At 65.9% G+C, this 24202-nt stretch carries 23 protein-coding genes; 16 read left to right on the plus strand and 7 right to left on the minus strand.

The annotated features are described in order from the left end of the window. The first annotated feature begins 1 nt into the window (after nt 1). The 11 genes from U5A82_RS08195 to U5A82_RS08245 all read left to right on the plus strand — a co-directional run bounded on the left by U5A82_RS08195 (nt 2) and on the right by U5A82_RS08245 (nt 11287). The gene (locus U5A82_RS08195) at nt 2-2029 is read left to right on the plus strand and encodes a protein-disulfide reductase DsbD family protein (RefSeq protein ID WP_326290048.1); all 2028 of its coding nucleotides are present in this window, start codon (nt 2-4) and stop codon (nt 2027-2029) included. Next, a complete protein-coding gene (locus tag U5A82_RS08200; RefSeq protein WP_326290050.1) occupies nt 2029-2766 on the plus strand; it encodes a TlyA family RNA methyltransferase in 738 nt (245 codons plus the stop codon). The genes U5A82_RS08195 and U5A82_RS08200 overlap by 1 nt, the downstream gene beginning before the upstream one ends. A gap of 97 nt (nt 2767-2863) precedes the next feature. After that, nucleotides 2864-3943, plus strand: a complete 1080-nt coding sequence (locus U5A82_RS08205; protein ID WP_326290051.1) for an efflux RND transporter periplasmic adaptor subunit — start codon at nt 2864-2866, stop codon at nt 3941-3943. Next, a complete protein-coding gene (locus U5A82_RS08210; protein ID WP_326290052.1) occupies nt 3943-7047 on the plus strand; it encodes an efflux RND transporter permease subunit in 3105 nt (1034 codons plus the stop codon). The genes U5A82_RS08205 and U5A82_RS08210 overlap by 1 nt, the downstream gene beginning before the upstream one ends. A gap of 26 nt (nt 7048-7073) precedes the next feature. Then, the gene (locus tag U5A82_RS08215; RefSeq protein ID WP_326290054.1) at nt 7074-7625 is read left to right on the plus strand and encodes a TspO/MBR family protein; all 552 of its coding nucleotides are present in this window, start codon (nt 7074-7076) and stop codon (nt 7623-7625) included. A 41-nt stretch (nt 7626-7666) separates the two neighbouring features. Beyond that, nucleotides 7667-7966 carry an accessory factor UbiK family protein gene (locus tag U5A82_RS08220; RefSeq protein ID WP_326290056.1) on the plus strand — a complete coding sequence of 100 codons (300 nt, stop codon included), beginning with the start codon at nt 7667-7669 and terminating at the stop codon, nt 7964-7966. A 42-nt stretch (nt 7967-8008) separates the two neighbouring features. Beyond that, nucleotides 8009-8515, plus strand: a complete 507-nt coding sequence (locus U5A82_RS08225) for a type III secretion system chaperone family protein (protein ID WP_326290058.1) — start codon at nt 8009-8011, stop codon at nt 8513-8515. A gap of 4 nt (nt 8516-8519) precedes the next feature. Next, the gene (locus tag U5A82_RS08230; RefSeq protein ID WP_326290060.1) at nt 8520-9329 is read left to right on the plus strand and encodes a pyrroline-5-carboxylate reductase family protein; all 810 of its coding nucleotides are present in this window, start codon (nt 8520-8522) and stop codon (nt 9327-9329) included. A gap of 62 nt (nt 9330-9391) precedes the next feature. Continuing rightward, the gene (locus tag U5A82_RS08235; protein WP_326290062.1) at nt 9392-9895 is read left to right on the plus strand and encodes an asparaginase domain-containing protein; all 504 of its coding nucleotides are present in this window, start codon (nt 9392-9394) and stop codon (nt 9893-9895) included. A 79-nt stretch (nt 9896-9974) separates the two neighbouring features. After that, the gene (locus tag U5A82_RS08240; RefSeq protein ID WP_326290064.1) at nt 9975-10232 is read left to right on the plus strand and encodes a hypothetical protein; all 258 of its coding nucleotides are present in this window, start codon (nt 9975-9977) and stop codon (nt 10230-10232) included. A 155-nt stretch (nt 10233-10387) separates the two neighbouring features. Continuing rightward, complete coding sequence (locus U5A82_RS08245; protein WP_326290066.1) at nt 10388-11287, plus strand: SGNH/GDSL hydrolase family protein; 900 nt, start codon at nt 10388-10390, stop codon at nt 11285-11287. 92 nt (nt 11288-11379) lie between these two features. On the opposite strand, the gene U5A82_RS08250 is transcribed toward U5A82_RS08245, so the two are convergent. The 4 genes from U5A82_RS08250 to U5A82_RS08265 form a co-directional block, all read right to left on the minus strand. Continuing rightward, complete coding sequence (locus U5A82_RS08250) at nt 11380-11907, minus strand: CarD family transcriptional regulator (RefSeq protein ID WP_326290068.1); 528 nt, start codon at nt 11905-11907, stop codon at nt 11380-11382. A 247-nt stretch (nt 11908-12154) separates the two neighbouring features. Next, nucleotides 12155-12493: a ferredoxin FdxA gene (fdxA, locus tag U5A82_RS08255; protein ID WP_326290069.1), complete on the minus strand. Its 339-nt coding sequence runs from the start codon at nt 12491-12493 to the stop codon at nt 12155-12157. Between the two features lie 94 nt (nt 12494-12587). Beyond that, a complete protein-coding gene (locus U5A82_RS08260; protein WP_326290070.1) occupies nt 12588-12884 on the minus strand; it encodes an RNA-binding S4 domain-containing protein in 297 nt (98 codons plus the stop codon). Further along, nucleotides 12877-15660 (minus strand): helicase-related protein, encoded by a 2784-nt coding sequence (locus tag U5A82_RS08265; protein ID WP_326290071.1) that lies wholly within the window; start codon nt 15658-15660, stop codon nt 12877-12879. The genes U5A82_RS08260 and U5A82_RS08265 overlap by 8 nt, the downstream gene beginning before the upstream one ends. Before the next feature lie 222 nt (nt 15661-15882). Here U5A82_RS08265 and U5A82_RS08270 point away from each other — a divergent pair, with 222 nt between their 5' ends. Beyond that, entirely contained in the window at nt 15883-17412 is a 1530-nt protein-coding gene (locus U5A82_RS08270; protein ID WP_473964817.1) for a peptidoglycan DD-metalloendopeptidase family protein, read from the plus strand. Between the two features lie 40 nt (nt 17413-17452). Further along, nucleotides 17453-18232: a nucleotidyltransferase family protein gene (locus U5A82_RS08275; RefSeq protein ID WP_326290072.1), complete on the plus strand. Its 780-nt coding sequence runs from the start codon at nt 17453-17455 to the stop codon at nt 18230-18232. Between the two features lie 15 nt (nt 18233-18247). Here the strand turns inward: U5A82_RS08275 and rnhA are convergent, their stop codons facing one another. From rnhA to ispH, 3 genes are all read right to left on the minus strand, one after another. After that, a complete protein-coding gene (rnhA, locus tag U5A82_RS08280; RefSeq protein WP_326290074.1) occupies nt 18248-18694 on the minus strand; it encodes a ribonuclease HI in 447 nt (148 codons plus the stop codon). Between the two features lie 104 nt (nt 18695-18798). Beyond that, nucleotides 18799-19776, minus strand: a complete 978-nt coding sequence (thrB, locus tag U5A82_RS08285) for a homoserine kinase (protein ID WP_326290076.1) — start codon at nt 19774-19776, stop codon at nt 18799-18801. A gap of 3 nt (nt 19777-19779) precedes the next feature. Then, nucleotides 19780-20739 (minus strand): 4-hydroxy-3-methylbut-2-enyl diphosphate reductase, encoded by a 960-nt coding sequence (ispH, locus tag U5A82_RS08290; protein ID WP_326290078.1) that lies wholly within the window; start codon nt 20737-20739, stop codon nt 19780-19782. 193 nt (nt 20740-20932) lie between these two features. Between ispH and U5A82_RS08295 the strand changes: the two genes are divergently transcribed. From U5A82_RS08295 to U5A82_RS08305, 3 genes are all read left to right on the plus strand, one after another. After that, complete coding sequence (locus U5A82_RS08295; protein ID WP_326292880.1) at nt 20933-21541, plus strand: hypothetical protein; 609 nt, start codon at nt 20933-20935, stop codon at nt 21539-21541. Between the two features lie 171 nt (nt 21542-21712). After that, nucleotides 21713-23437: an arginine--tRNA ligase gene (argS, locus tag U5A82_RS08300; protein WP_326290080.1), complete on the plus strand. Its 1725-nt coding sequence runs from the start codon at nt 21713-21715 to the stop codon at nt 23435-23437. A gap of 11 nt (nt 23438-23448) precedes the next feature. Next, nucleotides 23449-24171: an SPOR domain-containing protein gene (locus U5A82_RS08305; protein WP_326290082.1), complete on the plus strand. Its 723-nt coding sequence runs from the start codon at nt 23449-23451 to the stop codon at nt 24169-24171. The last annotated feature ends 31 nt before the right edge of the window (nt 24172-24202 follow it).

A 24202-nucleotide genomic window follows, 5' to 3' on the forward strand; every position in this document is an offset into this window, starting at 1 on the left:
GATGCGGATTTTTCAAGTCATATTCATGACGCTTGCCCTGCTGGCGGGTCTGCCCGCCGCACAGGCGCAGGGCGCGTTCGCCACCGGCCCGGCGCATATCGTCGCTGGCCTGGCCGCCGAAAGCGCCGCGCCCAAAGCGGGCGAGGGGACGACTATCGCCTTTGCCATGGCGCCGGAAAAGGGCTGGCACGGCTATTGGGAAAATCCGGGCGATGCGGGCCTTGGCATGACGGTCGACTGGACGCTGCCCCAAGGCGTGACCGTTGGCCCGCTGCGCTATCCGGTGCCCGAAACGCTGCTGATTTCCGGCCTGATGAACCATGTCTATGAAGGCCCCTATGCGGTGCTGGCCGACCTGAAGGTCGCGCCGGGCATCGCGCCGGGCACGCGGCTGCCGATCCGGGCGAAGGCGCAATGGCTGGTCTGCACCGACAAGGTGTGCGTGCCCGAAAGCGGCGACCTGACGCTCGACCTGATCGTGGGCGACGGCAGCGTCGCGCCTGCGGCCCGCGCCCGTTTCGACGACTGGCGCACCCATATGCCCCGGCCGCTCGGGTCGGAAGCAACCTATGCGATCAAGGACGGCAAGCTGCGCCTGTCCGTGCCGTTCCCGGCGGACGCCCAGGCGCGCGACGTCCATCTCTTCCCGCTGGCCGAAGGGCTGGCCCGCTACGCCGCGCCGCAGACGGTGACGCGTCAGGGTGACCGGCTGCTGCTGGAAACCGACGCGGCGGAGGGTGGAAAAGGCGGCATCGTGCAGGCGGTGCTGCGGACCGGCGAGCATGTCGGCTTCCTGCTGACGGCGAAACCCGGCGATATCGCCGTGCCTGCGAGCGGTAGCCAGATGGGTGCGATCCTTGCCGCACTGGGTGGCGCGTTGCTGGGCGGCCTGCTGCTCAACATCATGCCCTGCGTCTTCCCGATCCTGGGTCTCAAAGCCATGAAGCTCGCCAAGGCGGGCGGCGACGAGCGCGCCGTGCGGCGCGAAGCACTGGCCTATACGCTCGGCATCATCCTGACCTGTCTGGCGCTGGGCGGCCTGCTGCTGGCGCTGCGCGCGGCGGGCGGGGCGGTCGGCTGGGCGTTCCAGTTGCAGGATCCGCGCATCATCCTGGCGCTGCTGCTGCTGGTGACCGGCATCGCCTTCAACTTGGCGGGCTTGTTCGACCTCAGCGCCTATGGCGGTGGCGAGGGGCTGGCGGGGAAGGGCGGCGTGGCCGGTTCCTTCTGGACCGGCGCGCTGGTCGCCTTCGTTGCGACACCTTGCACCGGCCCGTTCATGGCGGCGGCGATGGGGGCGGCGCTGCTCCTGCCCCTGCCCGCCGCGCTGGCGGTCTTCGCGGGGCTGGGGTTGGGGCTGGCGCTGCCCTTCCTGCTGCTCGCCTACATACCCGCGCTGCGCAACCGCTTGCCCAAACCAGGTGGCTGGATGGGCCTTTTCCAGAAGATCCTCGCCATCCCCATGTTCCTGACCGCGCTCGGCCTCGCCTGGCTGCTGGGCCAGCAACGCGGTGTCTCCGGCATGACGATCGGGCTGGCGGCAGCGCTGTTGCTGGCGCTGCTCCTCTGGTGGCTAGGTGGTCGCCAGCGCAGCGGCAAGGGCGGTGGTCTGATCGCCCTGATCGTCGGGTTTGCGCTGCTCGCGGGCGCCAGCTACGCCCTGCCGACCCACGCGCCGACCGCTGTCGAAAAAAGCGAAACAACTGTCCATTTCGATGTCGCAAAACTGGCCGAACTGCGCGCCGCGAGCAAGCCGGTCTTCCTCTATTTCACCGCCGACTGGTGCCTGACCTGCAAGGCGAATGAGGCCGCCGCGATCGACCGCGCCGAAACCCGCGACGCGTTCAACAAGGGTGGGGTGACGGTCATGGTCGGCGACTGGACCAATGCCGATCCGGCCATCACCCGCTTCCTGGAAAGCCAGGGCCGCTCGGGCGTCCCCCTCTACCTCTGGTACGCGCCGGGCAAGGAGGCGCAGACCCTGCCGCAACTCCTGACCCCCGCCACGCTCGCCGGGCTGGTGCCCTGATGGCGAAGGTCCGCGCCGACCAGTTGCTCGTCGATAGCGGTCTTGCCGAAAGCAGGGCGCGCGCGCAGGCGTTGATCCTCGCGGGCCTCGTCTTCCTGGGCGACAAGAAAGTGGAGAAGGCCGGGCAGCAGGTGGCGGCCGACGCAGAACTCGACGTGCGCGGTCGCGACCATCCCTGGGTCTCGCGCGGCGGCATCAAGCTGGCCCATGCGCTGGACGCATTCGCGATCGACGTGACCGGCTTCGTCGCCATCGACGTCGGTTCCTCGACCGGGGGCTTTACCGACGTGCTGCTGACGAACGGCGCGGCGAAGGTCTATGCGGTCGACAGCGGCACCAACCAGCTCGCCTGGAAACTGCGCTCCGACGACCGGGTTATCGTCCATGAACAGACCAGCGCCCGGATATTGACCGACGCGCACATTCCCGAACCGGCCGACATCATCGTGTGCGACGCCAGCTTCATCGCGCTCTCCAAGGTACTGGAAAAGCCGATCGGCTTCGTCAAGCCCGGCGCGCAGATGGTCGCGCTGATCAAGCCGCAGTTCGAAGCGCGGCGCGAGGAGGTGGGCAAGAATGGCGTGATCCGCGATCCCGCCGTCCACGACCGGGTCTGCACGGAAGTGCAGGACTGGGTCGTCGCGCAGGGCTGGACCGTCGCGGGTCTGACGCAAAGCCCGATTACCGGACCGCAGGGCAATGTCGAATTTCTGCTCTATGCCCGCCTTGGCGGATAATGGACCCCTGTTCGTTTTCTGACCCCGACACCTGTTGATACATATTGCGACAAACCTCCCCATTGTGTCGCCCCGAAAGGCCCGATAGCCCCCTGCCATGCGCCCGTTCCTGCCTGCCCTTATCACCGCCCTTTGTGTTGCCGGTTGCAGCGGCGAAAAGCCGCAAAAGCCCCGCCTCGTCCCGCTGGTCGAGGTGCAGCCGATCGCGCCTGTCGCCTTTACCGACGATATCGAAGCGGTCGGCACGGCGCTCGCCAATGAACAGGTGGTGCTGTCCGCGCCTGTGACCGAACGGATCGAAACCCTCAACTTCTCCGATGGCGGCTATGTGGCCAAGGGGCAGGTGATCGCGCGGCTGGCCGTCGGGCAGGAAAAGGCCGAACTTGCATCGGCCGAAGCGACCGCGCTACAGGCGGGCCAGCAGCTCCAGCGCATCCAGGCGCTCAAGGCGCGCGGCTTCGCCACCGGTGCGACGCTGGAACAGCAGGTGGCGCTCGCCAACGCCGCCCGCGCCAATGCGCAACTGGCCCGCGCCTCGATCGGCGACCGGGTGATCCGCGCACCCTTTGCCGGCTGGGTCAGTCTGCGCACCGTGTCGCCCGGCGCGATCGTCACTGCGGGCACGCCGATCGCCACGGTCAGCGACATCAGCCGCATCAAGCTGGACTTCACCATTCCTGAAACCCGGCTGGCGATGATCCGCACCGGCATGCCGATCAAGGCGGTGTCGGCCGCCTGGCCCGACCGGCCCTTCAACGGCACGATCGCCACCATCGATCCCGTGATCGACCCCGCCACCCGCGCGGTGCGGGTGCGCGCGATCCTGCCCAATCCCGACCGGGCGCTGAAACCCGGCATGTTGCTGACCGTCAGCGTGCTGGCCCGCCAGCGCCGGTCGCTTGGCCTACCCGAACTCTCTGTGGTGGGGGACGGCGACGAACGCTATGTCTTCGTGATCGAGGATCGCACCGCCAAGCGGGTGAAGGTCGACACCGGCATCCGCCAGGATGGACGGGTCGAGATATTGAGCGGCGTGAAGCCGGGCCAGATGGTCGTGACCGAAGGCGTGGTCAAGCTGACCGACGGCGCGACCGTGCGGCTGGCTGGTGACAAGCCCAAGGGTGGCGCTGGCAAGGATGGCATGTCCGGGGATGCTGCCGGCAAGGCCGCGCGCTGATGCAGCTTTCCGACCTTTCCGTCCGCCGCCCGGTCTTCGCCGCGGTCGTCGCGGTGCTGCTCTGCATCGTCGGCGTCGTCGGCTGGATGAGCCTGTCGGTGCGCGAATATCCCGACACCGATCCGCCGATCGTGTCGGTCGAAACCAGCTATACCGGCGCGGCGGCATCCGTCGTGGAAAGCCGCATCACCCAGTTGATCGAAGATGCGGTCGCAGGCGTGCAGGGCATCCAGACGATCACGTCCACGTCGCAGGACGGCACGTCGAACATCAATATCGAATTCGACCCCTCACGCGATATCGACACCGCCGCCAACGACGTGCGCGACCGCGTGGGATCGGTGGTGGAAGATCTGCCCGAAGACGCGCTGGCGCCTGAAATCCGCAAGGTCGATTCAGATGCGCGCGCCATCCTGTTCCTCGCCTTTTCCCGGCCCGGCTGGACGCCGATCCAGATCAGCGACTATCTCGACCGCAACGTCGCCGACCGGTTCGCCGCGATCGACGGCGTCGCCCGCGTCAACATCAGCGGTGAAGCGCGCCCGTCCACCCGCATCTGGTTCAACGCCGAAAAACTCGCCGCCTTCGGCCTGACTCCCGCCGATGTCGAATCCGCGCTGCGGGCGCAGAATGTCGAACTGCCCGCCGGTCGTTTCGAATCGCAGGATCAGAACCAGACGCTGCGGGTCGAGCGCCCCTTCGCCACGCCCGCTGAATTTGCCGGGCTGGTCGTGGGACGCGGCACCGATGGCTATCAGGTGCGGCTGGGCGACGTCGCGCGGATCGAGGAAGGGGCGGAAAACCCCTATACCAGCTTCCGGTCGAACCAGGGCACCGCGATCGGCATCGGCATCATCCGCCAGTCGGGCGCGAACACGCTGGACGTCGCGCAAAAGGCCAAGGCGCTGATCAAGGAGCTGGAGCCGACCCTGCCGCAGGGGATGCGCGTCGCCATCGGCACCGACGAATCCCTCTTCATCGAACGCGCCATCGCCAATGTGTACGACACGCTGATCGAAGCGGCGCTGCTCGTGATCCTGGTCATCTTCCTGTTCCTGGGGTCGGTGCGCGCCACCATCATCCCGGCGGTGACGGTGCCCATCTGCCTGCTCGCCACCTGCGCCGTCATGTGGCTGCTCGGCCTGTCGATCAACCTGCTGACCCTGCTCGCCTTCGTGCTGGCGATCGGCCTGGTGGTGGACGACGCCATCGTCGTGCTGGAAAATGTCTATCACCGCATCGAACAGGGCGAAGACCCGCTGGTCGCCGCCTATCTCGGCACGCGGCAGGTGGGCTTTGCGATCATCTCCACCACGCTGGTCGTGTGCGCCGTGTTCGTGCCCGTCATGTTCCTGGCGGGGCAGACCGGCCTGCTGTTCCGCGAGCTGGCGATCGCGATGATCGCGGCGATCGCCTTTTCCGGCTTCATCTCGCTCAGCCTCGCGCCGATGCTCTGTTCCAAGCTGCTGAAAAATGCCGAACGGGGCCGGCTGGCGCGCTGGATCGACGCGCGGTTCCAGCGGCTGGAAAATGGCTATGCCCGATGGCTGGACGGCGCGCTGCGCAAACCGCTGCTGCCGCTGCTGGGCGTGCTGCTGTTCCTGGGAGTCGCGGGTTTCTTCTTCACCCGCCTGCCGAGCGAACTGGCCCCGGCGGAAGATACCGGCGTGGTCGAAGCGCAGATCAGCGCGCCCGAAGGCACCGGCTTTGCCCGGATGATGGCCTATATGAAGAAGATCGAGGATGACCTTGCCTTCCTGCGCAAGGATGGCACGCTCCAGAATCTGGTCATTCGCGCGCCTGCCGGGTTCGGGGCGACCGACGATTATAACAGCGGCAACGTCATCGCCTTCCTGCGGCCATGGGAAGATCGCACCATCACGACGGCCGAGGTCGCCACGATCGTGAACAAGGTGATCGCCGACCAGCCCGGCGTGCGCGGCAATGCGGCGCCGCGATCGGGGCTGGGGCGCGGGCGCGGGCTGCCGGTCAACATCGTGCTGGCGGGGTCCACCTATGAAGGGCTGGTGGCCGCACGCGACCGGATCATGGCGGCGGCGGCGGCCTATCCGGGCCTCATCAACGTGGACAGCGATTATAAGGAAACCAAGCCGCAGATGCGGATCGAAACCAACCTGGCGCGCGCGGGCGACCTGGGCGTTTCGGTGAACGACGTCAGCCAGGCGCTGCAAAGCCTGCTCGGTTCGCGGCGCGTGGGCACCTATGTTGACCGGGGCGAGGAATATCGCGTGCTGGTGCAGGCGGAGGAGGATGGCCGCCGCACCGTGGCCGATCTGGAGCGGATCAACGTCCGCTCGCGCACCGGCGCGCTGGTGCCGCTGTCCGCGCTGGTCACCGTGCGCGAAGTCGCCGGGCCGCGCCAGCTCAACCGGTACAACAAGCTGCGCGCCATCACCCTGACCGCCGCGCTTGCGCCCGGCACCTCGCTGGGCGAAGCGCTCGGCTTCCTGGAGGATCAGGCGCGTCAGTCGCCCGAAGTGCTGGCGATCGGCTATCGCGGCGAAAGCCAGTCGTTGCGCGAAACCGGCGGCTCGATCTGGGTGATCTTCGGCCTCACCATCCTGCTGGTCTATCTGCTGCTTGCCGCGCAGTTCGAAAGCTTCGTCCATCCCGGCGTCATCATCGCCACGGTGCCGCTGGCGGTGGCCGGCGGCGCGCTGGGGCTGGCGATCACCGGTGGGACCATCAACCTCTACAGCCAGATCGGCATCGTCATGCTGGTGGGGCTGGCGGCCAAGAACGGCATCCTGATCGTCGAGTTCGCCAACCAGTTGCGCGACGAAGGCATGGCGGTGGCCGAGGCCATTCGCGAGGCCGCCAAGCGCCGCCTGCGCCCGATCCTGATGACCTCCATCGCGACCGTGATCGGCGCGGTGCCGCTGGTCATTCGGGGTGGTGCCGGGGCTGCAGCGCGTCATTCGATCGGCACCGTGGTGGTGTTCGGCGTCAGCCTGGCGACGCTCATCACATTGTTCCTGATCCCGATCTTCTATTCGCGCGTTGCCAAGCGCACGGTTTCTCCGCAAACCGTCAGCCGGAAACTGGATTCGGCGCTCAAGGATTCGCCGGAACCGGCCGAATAACATAGGTTTTTGGAGCTGCGTTGCCGATGAACCAGATCGCGTCCCCCGGTCAGTTGCGCCTCGCCTATTTGCGTTGGGCGCTCGTCACCGTTCCTGCGATCGTGTTTCTGGGCTTCCTATCGGGGCGTCTGGCCAATAGCGGCTATGGCAATCGCTGGTTCGACGCGCTGGAAAAGCCGACGCTCATGCCGCCGGGCTGGGCGTTCGGCGTCGCCTGGACCATTCTCTATGTCATGATGGCGCTGGCCTTCGCCATCGTGCTGCATGCGCGCGGCGCAAACGGGCGGGGCGGGGCGATAGCGCTGTTCCTGACCCAATTAATCCTGAACCTGCTCTGGTCCCCACTGTTTTTTCGCGCGCATCAGGTCGGCAGCGCGCTGGCGCTGATCCTGATCCTGCTCGTGCTGGTGGCCGTAACGACCGCGCTTTTCTGGCGCATCCGGCGCTTTGCGGGCGTGCTGCTGCTGCCTTATCTGGCGTGGCTGGCCTTCGCCTCCTTCCTCAACTATGAGATCGGCCGCCTGAACCCCGATGCGGCGACCCTTGTCGCCCCGGCGCTCAAGACCCAAGTTAGATAGACTGGCCGCGCCGACCGCGTGCCGCAAGAAGGACAAGTGCAATGCAGAGCGAAAACCGCTTCTTCGACGATCTGGCCAAGCTGGTGAACGGCGCCGCTGGCACCGTGGCCGGTGTGTCGCGCGAATTCGAAGCCAATGCCCGCGAGCGCGCGAAGGAATGGATCGGCGGCATGGACTTCGTGACGCGCGAGGAGTTCGACGCGGTCAAGGCGATCGCCGCAGCGGCCCGCGAGGAAGTCGACCTGCTCAAGGCCCGGATCGACGCGCTGGAAGGCAAGGCGGGCGAGCCGGTCAAGAGCAGCGTGAATACGAGCAAGCCCAAGCCTTCGGACGCGGACTGATCCCATCTGTCCTTTCACCCTGCGCGGTGATAAGGCGCGCCGATGATGGATAGCGACGAATTTGAACATGGCGGCGGGGAAGCCGCGCCGATCGACATGCTGGCCGCCTATTTCGAGGCGCATGGCTGGAGCTACGAGCAGGCCGGCGAGGATGAAATCGTCGCGAATACCCAGGGGTCGTGGGCGCAATATGAGCTGCGCGGCATCTGGCGCGACGAGGATCAGGTGCTGCAACTGCTGGCCCTGCCCGACATTCGCGTGACCGAGGAAAAGCGTAGCACCATCTACGAGACGCTGGGGCTGATCAACGAACAGCTATGGCTCGGCCATTTCGAGCTGTGGTCGTCCAGCGGCATCATCCTGTTCCGTCATGGCGCTCTTCTGGGCGCGGGCGGCACGTTGACGCTGGACCAGGCGCAATTGCTGGTCGAAACCGCGATCGACGAATGCGAACGCTTCTATCCTGTGTTCCAGTTCGTGTTGTGGGGCGGCAAGTCGCCTGCCGATGCGATCTCCGCCAGCCTGATCGAAACGCGCGGCGAGGCCTGATCCCATGACGCAAGTCTGGCCCGATCGCCTGTTCATGGTGGGCTGCGGCAATATGGCGGGGCAGATGCTGACGCGCTGGCTGGACTGCGGTCTGGACCCCGCGCGCGTTACCGTGCTGCGCCCCAGCGGCAAGCCGGTGGCCGATGGCGTGGCCGTCGTTACCGACTATCCCGCTACGCTGCCCGCCGGAACGACGGTGCTGCTGGGCATGAAACCCTATCAGATCGCCGACATCGCCGCGGCGCTGGGGCCGCTTTGCTCGGCCGATACGCGGATCGTGTCGATCCTGGCTGGCACGACCCTTGCCGATTTGCGCGATCGCTTCCCGTCCCGCGATATCGTCCGCGCCATGCCCAACCTGCCGGTCGGTCTGGGGGAGGGGGTCACGGCGATCTTCACCGACGACAGGACATCGGCGGAGGCAAAGGGTGACGTCGACGCCCTGATCCGGCCGCTGGGCCTGACCGAATGGATCGCGGACGAAGCGCTGTTCAATCAGGTGACGGCGCTGTCGGGCTGCGGCCCGGCCTTCCTGTTCCGCTTCATCGATGCGCTCGCCCGCGCGGGCGAAGCGATCGGCATTCCCGCCGATCAGGCCGCGCGCATGGCGCTGGCGACGGTGCAGGGATCGGCGAACATGGCCGCTCGCGCCAGTGACAGCGCGGCCGTGCTGGCCGATCGCGTCGCCAGCCCCGGGGGCATGACGCGCGAAGGTCTCAACATGCTGGACGCCGACGACCGGCTGCTGGCGCTGCTCACCGACACGCTCGCTGCGGCCCGCAATCGCGGCGAGGCGATGGCACGGGGCGGCTAAGGACGGTTTCGACCACGGGGCTTTTGCGCTAAGGCGCGCGCTCATTGATCCCGGAGTCCTGCATGCTGCCCCCAGAAACCCCGATCCTGCTGCTCACCACCGGCGGGACGATCGACAAGGTCTATTTCGACGCGCTGTCCGACTACCAGGTCGGCGAAACGGTGATGGCCAAGCTGCTGGAGGTCGCCCGCGTCAAGCGCCCCTTCCGTATCGAGGAGGTGGCGCGCAAGGACAGCCTGGAACTGGACGCGACTGATCGCGCGCTGATCTACGCGCGCGTTGCCGCCGCGCCCGAACGCCATATCGTCATCACCCATGGCACCGACACCATGACAGATACGGCGAAGGAACTCGCCGCGATTACCGACAAGACGATCGTGCTGGTCGGCGCGCTGGCCCCCGCGCGCTTCGGGGAAAGCGACGCCAGCTTCAATCTGGGCATGGCGTTCGCCACCGCGCAGGTCGCTGAGCCGGGCGTCTACATCACCATGAGCGGTTCGGTCTTCCGCGCCGACAAAGTGGTCAAGGATCGGGCCAAGGGTGCTTTCGTGCCAACCGGCGACTGAGCGGACCGTCTCGCTCCCGGAACAATCCCTATCGCCCGGCATTGAAACAGGCGGGTGGCGTGATGAGGAGGAAAGAGACATGACCGACAACAGGTCCGACTATCAGGAACGTCCGGCAACGACGACCACGACCATTATCGAAAAGCGTGGGGGTGGTGGCACAACCATAGCTGTGCTGCTGCTAGTGGTCGTGGTGGCGGTCGCAGCCTTCTTCCTCGTCAGCAGCCAGACGAACAAGGACAACGCCGTATCGACTGCGGCAACGCAGGTTGGCCAGGCTGCCAGCGACGTGGGCGACGCGGCGAAGGATGCCGCAGGCGCCGCCAAGGCGGACTAACCGGATTGCGATGTAAGAAGGGCTGATACGGTGCGTCAGCCCTTATCACCATGCGTCGCCATGATGCCCGTCGTTCGGACATATGCTGTTTTCTCGCCTACGTAAGGCTGATAGGCCTTAGTTATGGCCGCCTACCTGCGGCAGGAGATGACGGCGTGCACAGACAGTATCGATCGGCTCTGGCGGCGCTTTGCCCCTTTATTCTCTTGGCCGGTTGTGCCTCCACGCCTGTGCCCTCGCCCGCGTCGATTGCGCCAGCGGCGCGTTATGTCGCCATGGGCAGTTCTTTTGCGGCAGGGCCGGGAGTCACGGTATCGGCGGACACGCCAGCGACGCGCTGCACGCGATCGGCGGATAATTATGCCCGGCAACTCGCGCGATTGCGGCAGCTGAACCTGGTCGATGTCAGCTGCGGCGGCGCGACCACGGCGCATCTGCTGGGACCATGGAAGGAACTGGCGCCTCAGCTCGACGCGTTGACGCCTGACACGGCGCTGGTGACGATCACGATCGGCGGCAACGACGTCAGCTATGTCGGCTATTTGTTCACCGAATCCTGCAAGGGCGCTGCCGACCGACCCGATCTCGGCAAGGCGGCCGACATGTGCAAGGCGATGGCAGCGCGACAACCGCCCACTGCGGCACCCGGCGCGCCGACCGAGGCGGCCTGGTCCAAACTGGCGGCGGATATGGACAAAATCGCGATGGAGGTTCGTCACCGGGCACCCGGTTCGCGCTTGATCTTCGTCGATTATGTCACTTTGCTGCCGTCGGGTGCGGCCTGCCCGCAGGTGCCGCTATCGCCGCAAGCCCTCATGACCGCGCGGGCGACGGCGGCGCGGCTGGCGCAGTTGACGGCGGAGGTCGCCCGGCGGAATGGGGCGGATGTCCTGCGCGCGTCGGCCATGTCGGCGGGGCATGATGCCTGCGCGGCGGACCCATGGGCCAATGGATTCGTGGCGCGGCCGGGTGTCGATCCCTTTACGCCCTATCATCCCAATCTGGCGGGCATGACCGCGATCGCGGCAGCGCTGGATCGCCAGCTCGGCCACTGATCGCCGGCAAAAGACAATGAAAAAGGGGCGTTCCGACCGATCGGAACGCCCCTTTTGCTATTCAGGCCTGCCAGTGCGGCAGAACGCGAAGATCAGCCTTCGACCTTCACATATTTGGGTGCGGCTTCGTTCAGGATGAACAGGATCTTCTTGAGCGCGGTCGGCTCGTCCGTTTCTTCCATCGCCGCCAGTTCGCGCGCCAGGCGGCTGGAGGCCGCTTCGAAGATCTGGCGTTCCGAATAGCTCTGCTCGGGCTGGTCGTCGGCGCGGAACAGGTCGCGGGTCACTTCGGCGATCGACACCAGGTCGCCCGAATTGATCTTCGCTTCATATTCCTGGGCGCGGCGCGACCACATGGTGCGCTTGACCTTGGGCTTGCCCTTCAATGTTTCCATCAATTCTTCAAGCGTCTTGTTGGACGACAGCTTGCGCATGCCCACGCCTTCGGCTTTATTGGTCGGCACGCGAAGCGTCATGCGCTCCTTTTCGAAACGGAGCACATACAGCTCCAATTCCATGCCCGCGATCTGCTCCTTTTGCAGTTCGATCACACGGCCAACGCCGTGCTTGGGGTAAACGACATAATCACCAACGTCAAAGGACAGCGCTTTGGCAGCCATTTGATACCTTTCCAATTCGACCGGGGGACGGGCCGTCGCGGGGACAAATGCGCGAGAAGCAAATGCCGGGAGGTCCACGGCGCCACCGTCAAGACATGAAGCGTATTCTCCAGGGACGGACAGGGGGATGTCCGGCCGTTGCAGCGCCATTTAGCAGATTCGTAACAAAATTACCACCCCTGGACATAAAGGTCCGGAGTGTGGCGCAAAACGGGTCGGGGGGCATGGCGGCACAGGCCGCCAGTGGTCAGTTGCCCGCGCCAGGCTCCGGCGAGAAGAATTTCTCCAGCTTGCCTTCCACGCCGCTCATCGCGTCGGCGTCGGCAGGCGCTTCGCCCTTCACCGTGATATTGGGCCATTCGGCGGAATATTTGGTGTTGAGTTCCAGCCATTTTTCCAGGCCGTTCTCGGTATCGGGCAGGATCGCTTCGGCCGGGCATTCGGGTTCGCACACGCCGCAGTCGATGCATTCGCTGGGATTGATGACCAGCATGTTCTCGCCCTCGTAGAAACAATCTACGGGGCAGACCTCGACGCAATCCATATATTTGCAGCGGATGCAGTTGTCGGTCACGACATAGGTCATTGGCTGGGCACTCTTGGGTTGGAAACGCGGCCCTGCTATGCTCAGGCAGGCCGAAGGTCAATGAGGATATTGTTGCCGGGCGACAGCCTGAACTTCAGCCGCCGACCATCAATTCCTCATAGCATGCCTGCGCTTCGGGCGCGGGGCCGCGCCGCGTCGGCAGGGCGACGATGCGCACTACCCGCACCGCGTCGCCATGGGGAAATGTGATGAGGTCGCCCGGCCGCACCGGCGCATGGGCACGCTCGATGCGGCGCCCATTCAAGCGGATATGCCCATCCTCCGCCAGCTTCTGGGCGATCGAGCGGCTCTTGGACAGCCGCGCGAACCAGAGGAACTTGTCGATGCGCAGCGTCGGCCCGTGACCGACGCCGGTCACCGGGTCAGCCATTGCGGCCCAACAGGTCGGCCAAGCCGGCAAAGGCGTTGTTGACGGGCGCTGGCGCGCTGCGATGGGCCGGAGCGCCAGCGCGGTCGCGCTGTTGCCGTTCGCCGCCGGGCTTGCCACTGCCGCGTTTGCCGTCATTGGCTTTGCCGTCGCCCTGCTTGTCGGCGCGTCGCGGCCCGCGCGATGCCTGGGCGCGTTCGGGGCGGGGCTTCTGCCGACCCCTGAACACCCAGTTGGCTGCGTTGACGACGGGCGCCTCGGCGGCTTCGGATGCTTCTGCGCCTTCGCTCGCTTCCACGCCTTCAACCGTCTCCGCGGCCGGTTTCGGGGCAGGCGCTTCGATGGGGCGGAAGCCGGCGAGGCGCATCAGTTGCAGGAAGGAAGGTTCGGACAGGCCAAGCGACACGATCTGCGGGCTGACATGGGTGAAGGCTTCGTTCTTGGCGATCGCTTCATGGGCGGTGCGGGCCATGCGTTCGGCCATGTCGATCCGCAACATCTGGTCGCCGAACCCACGGAAGCCCGCGATCCGCGCGCCCATCTGGGCATGACGGTCGTCGCCCGCCGGGATCAGGGTCAGGCCGGGGCCGGGCAAAGGCAGGCACGGCTTGCCGATCCGCGCAGCCAGCAAGGCAGAGCGCCAGCGCGCCGCGCCGGGCTTCAACAGGCCCGCATGATAAATGTCGAGGACACCGATATCGATGCCCGCCTTGCGCAGCAGATGGCGCTGATCCTTGTCCAGATGGCCCAGCGCCGAATTGAGTTCGGTCCGCGCGATCACGCCGCCCGCATCGGCGAGCTGCGCAAAGACTGCGCGCACCACGGCGGGCACGTCCGGATCGGACGCGCTTTCGCTCATCTTGACGAGGGGGAGGAGATGCTTCTGCTTCTGCGCTTCGACCCAGGTGGCGAGGCGGTTGGCGACCTGCTTCTGAACGTCCTGGTCTAGGCTAAGTAGCGCGCGATCCAGCCGAATTTCCGGCGACAGCAGGCCTGGCCCCGCCAGCAGCGACGCCACCGGCGTTTCGCCCCAGGCGATGCCTGGCGCTTGTCCCGCTTCGTCCATGAGCGCGAAATCCGTATCCGCCGCGCCCACCAATTCGTCTGCCTTCACTCGCAATACCTTTCCAAGGCGCCGTTCCGCGGCCGCCAGCAACATCTTTCGATCCTGATGTCGCGTAGCGGGATCGACCGAGAATCGGAAGCCGTCAAGTTTTCCGATCGTCTCGCCATCGACACAGACGCGCCCGTCCGGCTCCACGATGACCGGCAGGTTGCTCGCATTCTGGCCCATGTCACGCAGCAGCACGGACGTGCGCCGGTCCACGAAACGCTGGGTCAGCGCGGCATGCAGCGCATCGGACAGCTTTTCTTCCAGCACGCGGGTACGCTCGGCCATTTCGGCGGGATATTGCAGCCAATCGGGGCGGTGGGCGATATAGGACCAGGTGCGCGCGGCGGCGATCCGGCCCGAAATCGTATCGATATCCCCCTGTACCGAATCGAGTCGCGCCAGATTCTGCGCAAACCAGTCTCGCGGAATGTAGCCGTTCCCCTCCGACAGAAAGCGCCAGATGCGGCCGACGGCGCGGGCATGATGATCCGCGCCCAGCTTCTGGAAATCGGGCAGGCTGCTGGCGGCCCAGAGTTGTTCGACCTGGCGTTTGCCTATGACGCGCTCGATCACCAGCGGGTCTTCGGCCAGCCGCTTGAGCACCGCCAAATCCACCGCCTGCGGCGCAGCGCGCAGCTCTGGGCGATCGGGCCTTTCCTCCAGGTCGGCGATCAGCATGTCGAGCCGGTCGGTGCACGGCGTGCCGTCGCGCCAGAACAGTTGCTCGATCGGCGGGAAGCGATGCGCCTCGATCGCCTCTATCTCTTCGGGCGTGAAGGCGGCATTGCCATCCTCCCCGCCCAGGCTGCCGAAAGTGCCGTCCTTGTGATGGCGTCCCGCGCGTCCGGCGATCTGCGCCATTTCGCTGACGGTCAGGCGGCGGCTGCGATGCCCGTCATATTTGCGCAGCGAGGCAAAGGCGACATGCGCGACGTCGAGGTTCAGCCCCATCCCGATCGCATCGGTCGCGACCAGATAGTCGACCTCGCCATTCAGGAACATCTGCACCTGCGCGTTGCGGGTGCGGGGGGTTAGCGCGCCCATCACCACCGCCGCGCCGCCGCGGAAGCGCCGCAGCATCTCGGCCACGGCATAGACCTCCTCGGCGGAGAAGGCGACGATGGCGGATCGCTTGGGCAGGCGGGACAGCTTCTTGGCGCCCGCATAGGACAGGGTGGAAAAGCGTGGGCGGCCGACAATCTCGACATCGGGCACCAGCGCCTTGACCAGGCGGCTGATGCTGGCGGACCCCAGGATCATCGTTTCTGCCCGGCCCCGCGCGCGGAGCAGCCGGTCGGTAAAGATATGCCCGCGCTCCGGGTCCGCGCCCAGTTGCGCCTCGTCCAGCGCGACGAAGGCGAAATCCTTCAGGCCATTGGCCGTGGCATCCTTATCCTGTCCTCCACCGATTGGCATGGATTCCGCCGTGCAGAGAAAATAGCGTGCGCCCGGCGGCACGATCTTTTCCTCTCCGGTGATGAGCGCGACCTGCGCCGGTCCCTTGATCGCGACCACCCGGTCATAGACTTCACGCGCCAGCAGCCGCAGCGGAAAGCCCATCATGCCGCTGGAATGGCCACACATCCGCTCGACGGCGAGGTGCGTCTTGCCGGTATTGGTCGGACCCAGGACGGCGGTTATGGGGGAACGGGCGAACTGGGCCATAGGAGCCTATGTCGGGCAGGAGCGGTTGGGGAGCAAGCGGATTTGCCGGTTCCCTCGCTGCTATCGATCCCGTCGAAGGCTCGGCACGGTTCGTCGCAGCGTCAGCGGTCATGGCAACGTCTTTATTTGACTTTAACCCTGTGCCTTCACAACAGTCCCGCCCACGCAGGACGCGGGGATGCGCGTCGGCGCAGCAATGAAAAAGCCTTTGGGGTTGCGGGTTTGTTTCAGGATAGTCAGTTGGGATCGCAGCAGGGCGGCGCGTCCATGTCGCTCTGGATGGCCGATTCGCTCGCCCGCGCGCCCGCTGCGGCGCTAACGGACTGGCGCACACGCCTGCGCGACTGGGCCGATGAAGTCGACCTGACGCCCGATCTAGGCCAGCGCGTCGGCAGTCTCACCTGGTTCCGGGGCCTCGCCACCTGCTTCGGCCTCTGCGCCACCGCCCTCTATCTTTCGCCCGCCTTCCAGCCGATTCCCGGATTGCCCGGCCCGCGCCTGAGCGACGCGCATTATGACGAAGTGCGCAGTCAGATGATCACGCCGCTCGCGCTCGGCGCGGACAGCGGTCGTCATATGGGCGCGACCGATGCGGTGCAGCCGCTGCGTGAAACGCCCGAACGCCCGCAGATAGAGCTCAGCGCCCAGATCGGCAGCAGTGATACGCTGGCCCGCGCCCTGTCGCGCGCCGGGGTCAGCGGCGGCGACGTCGCGACGATCACGTCCATGGTCGGTGGCGACATCAGCGAAGGGGGGAAGCCCGGCACGCGACTCGATATCGTCCTGGGTCGCCGCGCCAGCCGCGACCGGCCCCGTCCGCTCGACAAGCTGGCTTTCCGCGCCCGGCTGGACCTGGGTCTGGAACTGACGCGGGCAGGGGGCGTGCTCTCGGTCAAGCGCATACCCATCCGCGTCGACGATACGCCGCTGCGCATCCAGGGGGTGGTCGGCGACAGCATCTATCGATCGGCCCGCGCCGCAGGGGCACCGCCCAAGGCGGTGCAGGCGTTCCTCCGCGTCATTGCGGGGCAGGTGGACCTGGGCGGCATAGCCGCTGGCGACCGCTATGACATCGTCACCGCATATCGCCGCGCGGAAACCGGGGATGTGGAGGTCGGCGACCTGCTCTATGCCGGGCTGAAGCGCGCGCGTGGCAAGTCGGTCGACATGCTCAAATGGACTAAGGACGGCCGCACCGAATGGTTCGAGGCGTCCGGCGTCGGCGAACGACGCGGCGTCCTGTCCGCGCCCGTTTCCGGTCGCATGTCGTCGGGCTATGGTCAGCGCCGCCATCCGATATTGGGCTATACCCGCATGCACGCCGGTATCGATTTCGCCGCCCGCTACGGTTCGCCCATCTATGCCGTGACCGATGGCGTGGTCGCCTTTGCCGGGCGGCATGGCGGCCATGGCAATTATGTCCGTATCCAGCATGGCGGGGGGCTTGCCACCGGCTACGCCCATATGAGCCGTATTGCCGCAGCGCCGGGTCAACGGGTGCGGCGCGGCCAAGTGATCGGCTATGTCGGATCGACCGGGCTGTCGACCGGCCCGCATCTCCATTACGAACTCTATCGCAACGGCGCGACGGTCAATCCGCTGTCGGTGAAGTTCACCACCACCGCGCAACTGGCAGGCGCGGAACTGTCCGCCTTCCGCGCCCGGCTGGCGCAATATCAGGGGTTGCGCGTGGGGACGCATGACGCGTTCGCGCAAAAGGCGGAGGCAGGGCCGACCGCATCGGGCAAGTAAGTCCCTTTCCGTAAAGGGCAGGCTCGGCTAACGCACGGCGATGACTGGTTCGATCACCGCCATCCTGCTTGCAGGCGCTCGCCCCATAGCCGATCCGCTCGCCATCGCGGCGGGCGTTCCAGTTAAGCCGCTCGTGCCTGTGGGCGGCGAACCCATGATCAACCGACCCGCCCGCGCCCTGTTGGCGCATGCCGCCATCGATCGCGTCATCATCCTGACCCAGGCCCCCGAATATTTTGCCGCCGATCCCGCCACCGCCTGGCTCGCCAGCGATCCGCGCGTCCGGTTCGAACGGGGTGGGCAGGGGATTGCCTCATCGCTGCTGGGGTTGCTGGAAGCGGACGACCTGCCTTTCCCCATCCTGCTGACCACCGCAGACCATGTGCTGCTGGACGCCGCGATGCTGGACCAGTTCGTCGGGCAAGCGACCGGTGCGGACATCGCCGTCGCCATGGTCGAGCGCGCCACGTTGCTGGCGCGCTATCCGCAGTCGCGCCGGACCTGGCTTAAATTCCGCGACGGCTGGTGGTCCGGCGCGAACATCTTCTGGTTCGGCAGCGCCAAGGCCCGTCCCATCATCGCGCTGTGGCAGGAAATGGAGCAGGATCGCAAGAAGGGCTGGAAAATATTGGCCGCTTTCGGGCCGTTCGCCCTGATCGGCGCACTGCTGCGCATGCTGACCCTGCGCGGCGGGATCGCGCGGAGCGGCCGCAAATTCGGGCTGACCGCGCGGCTGGTGGCGATGGATAGTCCGGAAGCCTGCATCGACGCGGACAAGCCGGAGGACGTGACGCTGATCGAGGCGATCCTGCGCACATAGCGTCGTATGGGGCCGTTACTTCCGAAAACGCTCCGCCGCCGCGCAGGCCAATTGGTCGGCGCGCTCGTTTTCCGGGTGGCCGGCATGGCCCTTGACCCATTGCCACGTCACCTGATGCGGCGCGATGGCCTTCACCAGCGCCTGCCAGATTTCGACATTCTTGACCGGCTTGTTGTCGGCGGTCCGCCAGCCGCGTTTCTGCCAGCCGAAAATCCATTTGGTGATGCCGTCCAGCACATATTTGCTGTCGGTATAAAGCGTCACGCGGCAAGGTTTCTTGAGCATATTGAGCGCCTCGACCGCCGCCATCATCTCCATGCGGTTATTGGTAGTCTGCGCTTCGCCGCCCGAAATTTCCTTCTCCGTCGCGCCGAAACGCAGCACGGCCCCCCAGCCGCCGGGGCCGGGATTGCCCTTGCAGGCGCCGTCTGTGAAAATCTCTACGGTGGGGAGGTCGGTCATTGAAGCGAAAACCTATATTTCCGTTCGCCCTGAGCTTGTCGAAGGGCCATTCTTCTTTGAAGAAGAGAAGGGCTTCGACAGGCTCAGCCCGAACGGGATCATGTCTATCGGCCCAGCAATGCCGCTGGTTCGGCGCTGGCATAGAAGTCCAGCCGGCGCAGATAGGCGAGCGGGTCTTTGCGCGTCACCAGCGCATCGGCGGGTGTGTTGATCCAGTCATAGGCGCGCGTTAGCAGAAAGCGGAGCGCCGCGCCCCGGCACAATAGGGGGAAGGCGGCGCGCTCGGCATCGCTCAATCCATGCGCCTCCGCATAGCCAGCGCCGATCGCCGCCCCGCGCGCGCTATACCATGTCGCGCCGTTATTGCTGAAACACCAGGCACTATGGGTGACGGCCAGATCATAGGCGCGAATGTCGGTGCAGCTGAAATAGAAGTCGATCAGGCCCGTGACCTCTTCGCCCAGCATCAGCACATTGTCGGGGAACAGGTCGGCATGGATCACCGATCGCGGCAGGTCGCCGGGCCAGTGCGCGTCGAGAAACGCCAGTTCTTTGCCCACACGCGCGGCAAGGCCGGGCTGGATCTGGTCGAAATCGTCGCCGCATTTGGCCGCCAGCGCATGCCAGCCATCCTTGTCGAGCGCATTGCGCCGCTCGCCCGCAAAGCCCCGCGCTGCCTTGTGCAGTTCGCCCAGCGCCACGCCCGCCGCGCGGGCTTGGCCCGGGGTCGGCTCGGTGACGGAAATGCCGGTCAGGAATTCGATCAGGCAGGCGGGACGGCCCGATAATTGTTGCAACCGCTTGCCGTCGCGATCGGCGATGAAGCGGGGCACTAGGCAACCGCGCGCGCCCAGATGATCGAGCAGGTCCATGAAGAAAGGCAGGTCCGCCTCATCCACCCGCTTTTCGTACAGGGTCAGGATGTAGCGATGGCCCGCACCGTCATGCCCCGTGGTTTCCAGCAGATAATTGCTGTTCTCCACCCCTTCCGCGATCCCCTTGGCCGACACCAGGCGGCCGGCGTCGTAGCGGGTGAGGAAGGCGTCGATCTCTTCGGCGGGCACATGCGTATAGACGGCCATCGCTTATGCCGTCTCCAGCCCGCGCGGCAGTTTGAAGGCGATCGTCTCGCGCGCGGTTTCCACCTGCTCCTCCTCGACCGCGAAACGCTCCGCCAGCCGGTCGACCACTTCGCGTACCAATATTTCCGGGGCGGACGCGCCAGCGGTCAGGCCCAGCGTTTCGACGCCGTCCAGCCATGCGAAGTCGATTTCCGACGCGCGCTGGATCAGCCGGGCGCGTGTCCCTTCGCGTTCCGCCACTTCGACCAGTCTCAGCGAATTGGAACTGTTGGGCGCGCCGATGACATAAAGCGCGTCGCATCGCGGCGCGATCGCCTTGACCGACGTCTGGCGATTCGACGTGGCGTAACAGATATCCTCGCCCTTGGGCGCGGCGATGGTCGGGAAGCGGCGTTCCAGCACCGCCACGATCGCGGCGGTATCGTCCACCGACAGGGTCGTCTGCGTCAGGAACGCCAGATTGTCGGCATCGGTCGGCGCAAAGGCCTCGGCGTCCTCGACCGTTTCGATCAGCGTCATCGTGCCTTCGGGCACCTGGCCGAAGGTGCCGATCACTTCGGGGTGCCCCTTATGGCCGATGAACAGGATATGGCGTCCGGCCTCCACCTGCCGTTCCGCCTGGCGATGCACTTTGCTGACCAGCGGGCAGGTGGCGTCCAGATAGGACAGGCCACGCTTTTCCGCCTTGGCCGGCACCGCCTTGGGCACGCCATGGGCGGAAAAGACGACCGGCACGCCGTCGGGGACCTGATCCAGGCTCTCCACGAAAATCGCGCCCTTGGCCTTCAGCCCGTCGACGACGAACTTGTTGTGAACGATCTCGTGGCGGACATAGACCGGCGCGCCATAGGCCTCGATCGCCTTTTCCACGATGATGATCGCGCGGTCGACTCCCGCGCAAAAGCCGCGCGGCGCGGCGATCAGAAGCTTCATCGGCGGGCGGGCGGAGGGCGCGTTCGTCATGTCCTGCCGCTTAGGCGAATGTTGGGCCAGAGGAAAGGGCGAACCGGCCAGGGCGACAGTGCGAACCCGAAAGCCGCGTCCTTGCGGTTGCGTGGCGGGCGGCGGATGGATAAGGAAGCGCAAAGCTTCTGGCCTATGGGGCCGTGCGAAGGAATATCTGCCTGTGAAAGTGTCTCATATCGCCCTGACTGCCATGCTCGCTCTGGCCCTGGCAGGCTGTTCGCGCCGGGGTGAAATCGACGCGACCGGCGGGATCGTCGCCGTGCGTTCGGCCTGCCCGACCGCCGCCGTGCCCGCGCAGACCGGCGATATCACCCTGTTCGATCCTGCGGGCCGCACCGACGCGTCGGCAATCGATGTCGTCGCCAACATCACGAATTTGCGGTCGACCTGCACCGACGGGGCGCAATTCTATACCGAAGCGACCTTCATCGTGAACGCGCGGCGCAGCGACGCCACCGCGGCGCGGCAGGTGACCTTGCCCTATTTCTCGGCCGTGGTGCGCGGCGGCAATGCCGTGGTCGCCAAGCGGGTGGGGCAGGTGACGCTCAATTTCGCGGCGGGCGACTATCGCGCCAGCGCGCAGGGCCAGGCTGGTTCCTATGTCGACAAGGGCGCGGCCACGCTGCCCGCCGACATCCAGCAGAAGATCGTGCAAAAGCGCAAGGCGGGCGACGCCGACGCCGCGATCGATCCCTTCGCCCAGCCCGACGTGAAGGCGGCGCTGCTGAAAACCAGTTTCGAACTGCTCGTGGGTTTCAACCTGACCCAGGACCAGCTCCGATATAACGCGACGCGTTAAGCGTTTTGTCGACGCTTGCACACTCGTTGCAAAGCCGACTTTTTTGAAGCGAGCCTTGTTCCCCGGCGCAGGCCGGGTCCAGTCCCGCCATGTAGAACTGGACCCCGGCCTGCGCCGGGGAACAAGGGTTCATGTAAACAAACAGAATCCGTGTTTTCGAGGAACTGCCCCGTGTCCCTTTACACCCGTTTCACCACCCATCTCGACGCCGTGCTCGACGCGCTGGAGGCCGACGGCACCTTGCCCGCAGGCCTCAACCGCAAGCCGGTGACGGTGGAGCCGCCGCGCGACCCCAGCCATGGCGATTTGGCCACCAACGCCGCCATGGTGCTGGCCAAGCCCGCAGGCACCAATCCGCGCGCGTTGGCCGACGCGATCGTGACGAAGCTCCAGGCGCTGGACGAAGTCGAAAGCGCGACCATCGCTGGTCCCGGCTTCATCAACCTGACCCTGACCGACCCGACATGGCGGGCAGAACTGGCCGCGATCCATGTGGACGCCGCCGATTATGGCCGGTCCGACATCGGGCAGGGTGTGACCGTCAACGTCGAATATGTCTCGGCCAACCCGACCGGCCCCATGCATATGGGCCATTGCCGCGGCGCGGTGGTGGGCGATGCGCTCGCAACCTTGTTGGAATATGCCGGGCACAAGGTGACGCGCGAATATTATATCAACGACGCGGGCGGTCAGGTCGATGTCCTCGCCCGGTCGGCGCATCTGCGCTACCGCGAGGCGCTGGGCGAAAGCATCGCTATCCCCGAAGGCCTTTACCCCGGCGACTATCTGGTGCCGGTGGGACAGGCCCTGGCCGCCGAATATGGCGACACCTATGTCGGCGCGCCCGAAAGCGAATGGCTCGTCACCTTCCGCAGCTTCGCCGTGGAAAAGATGATGGACATGATCCGCAGCGACCTGGCGCTGCTCGGCATCCATCACGACATCTTCTCGTCGGAGGCCGAATTGCAGGCGGCGGGCAAGCCCGAACAGGCCGAAGCCTGGCTGCGCGCGCATGACCTCGTCTATGATGGCGTGCTCGAAGCACCCAAGGGCGAACTGCCTGATGATTGGGAGCCGGTCGAGCTGCCGCTGTTCCGATCGACCCGCTTCGGCGACGATCAGGATCGCCCGATCAAGAAGTCGAACGGCAGCTGGACCTATTTCGGCGCGGACATGGCCTATCATTACCAGAAGGCCCAGAGCGCGGACCAGTTGATCGACATCTGGGGCGCGGACCATGCCGGCACGGTCAAGCGCATCCAGGCCGCCGTCGCCGCCCTGACGGAGGGCAAGGCGCGCTTCGACGTCAAGCTCATTCAGATGGTCCGCCTGCTGCGCGACGGCGAGCCGGTGAAAATGTCCAAGCGCGCGGGCAATTTCGTGACGCTGGCCGATGTCGTGCAGGAAGTGGGCAAGGATGTCGTCCGCTTCACCATGCTGACGCGCAAGGCTGATGCCCAGATGGACTTCGATTTCGCCAAGGTGGTGGAGGCGTCGAAGGACAATCCGGTCTTCTACGTCCAATATGCCCATGCGCGGATTTCCTCGCTCGGACGGCGGGCCGAAGAGGCGGGGATCGTCCTGCCTGCGCCCGACCTGTCCCTTCTTGGGACGGCCGAACTCGCCATCGTCAAGCTCGCGGCGCAGTTCCCGCGCGTGGTGGAGGGGTCTGCCCAGGCCCGCGAACCGCATCGTATCGCCTTCTATCTCAACGACTTGGCTTCCGCCTTCCACGGATGGTGGAATATGGGCAATGACGATCCACGCGCGCGCGTCATCCTGGCCGACGATCCGGCGCTCACCGCCACGCGCCTTTTCCTCGCGCAAGGAATAGGGCAGATTATCCGCAACGGGCTGGCGCTGATGGGCGTTGAGGCCCTGACGGAAATGCAGTGAGGCGCTGAAACATGGGCGATTATGCGCGCGGACGACTGGATCTGGACGATGAGGATCGTCTGCCCTGGCTGGAACCGGCGATCGATGACGATGCGGAAGACCCGATTTCGCCCTTGCGGTTGCTTGGCCTGATCCTGCTCGGCCTCGTGCTGATCGGTGCGGTCGTCGCGGGCATATGGTGGATGCAGAACCGCAACGGCGCAGGCGGTGCGGGCGAAGGCCAGCTGATCGCGGCCCCGACGCAGGACTATAAGATCGCCGCCAACGAAGCCGACGCCAAGAAGTTCGATGGCGAAGGCGACGCCAGCTTCGCCGCCAGCGAAGGCGTGCTGCGCGACGGGCGCATCGATCCCAGCCGCGTGCCCGAAGCGCCGATCGCCAAGACCGCGCCCGCGCCTGCCAAACCCGCGGCTGCCACGCCGAACAAGCCCGCGCAAAGCGTCACGACCCGCGTCACCGACGAAACGAGCGCCCGCCCCGCCGCCGCGCCCAGGCCGACGGCAGGCGGCGCGATGATCCAGCTGGGCGCCTATGGCAGCGCATCGGGGGCCAAGGATGCCTGGACCAAGCTGTCCAAGCGTTTCGCTTATCTCGCCCCCCTCGCCATGACGGTGGAACCGGCGCAGGTCGGCGGCGGCACCGTCTATCGCCTGCGCGCCAGCGCGGGCGGCCAGGCCGGAACGATCTGCGGCAAGCTCAAGGTCGCGGGCGAAAGCTGCCTGGTGGTCAACTGATCCGTGCTTCCCTATCCTCGCAAAGGGGAGA

The sequence above is a fragment of the Sphingobium sp. CR2-8 genome, assembly GCF_035818615.1.
Classification (GTDB): domain Bacteria; phylum Pseudomonadota; class Alphaproteobacteria; order Sphingomonadales; family Sphingomonadaceae; genus Sphingobium.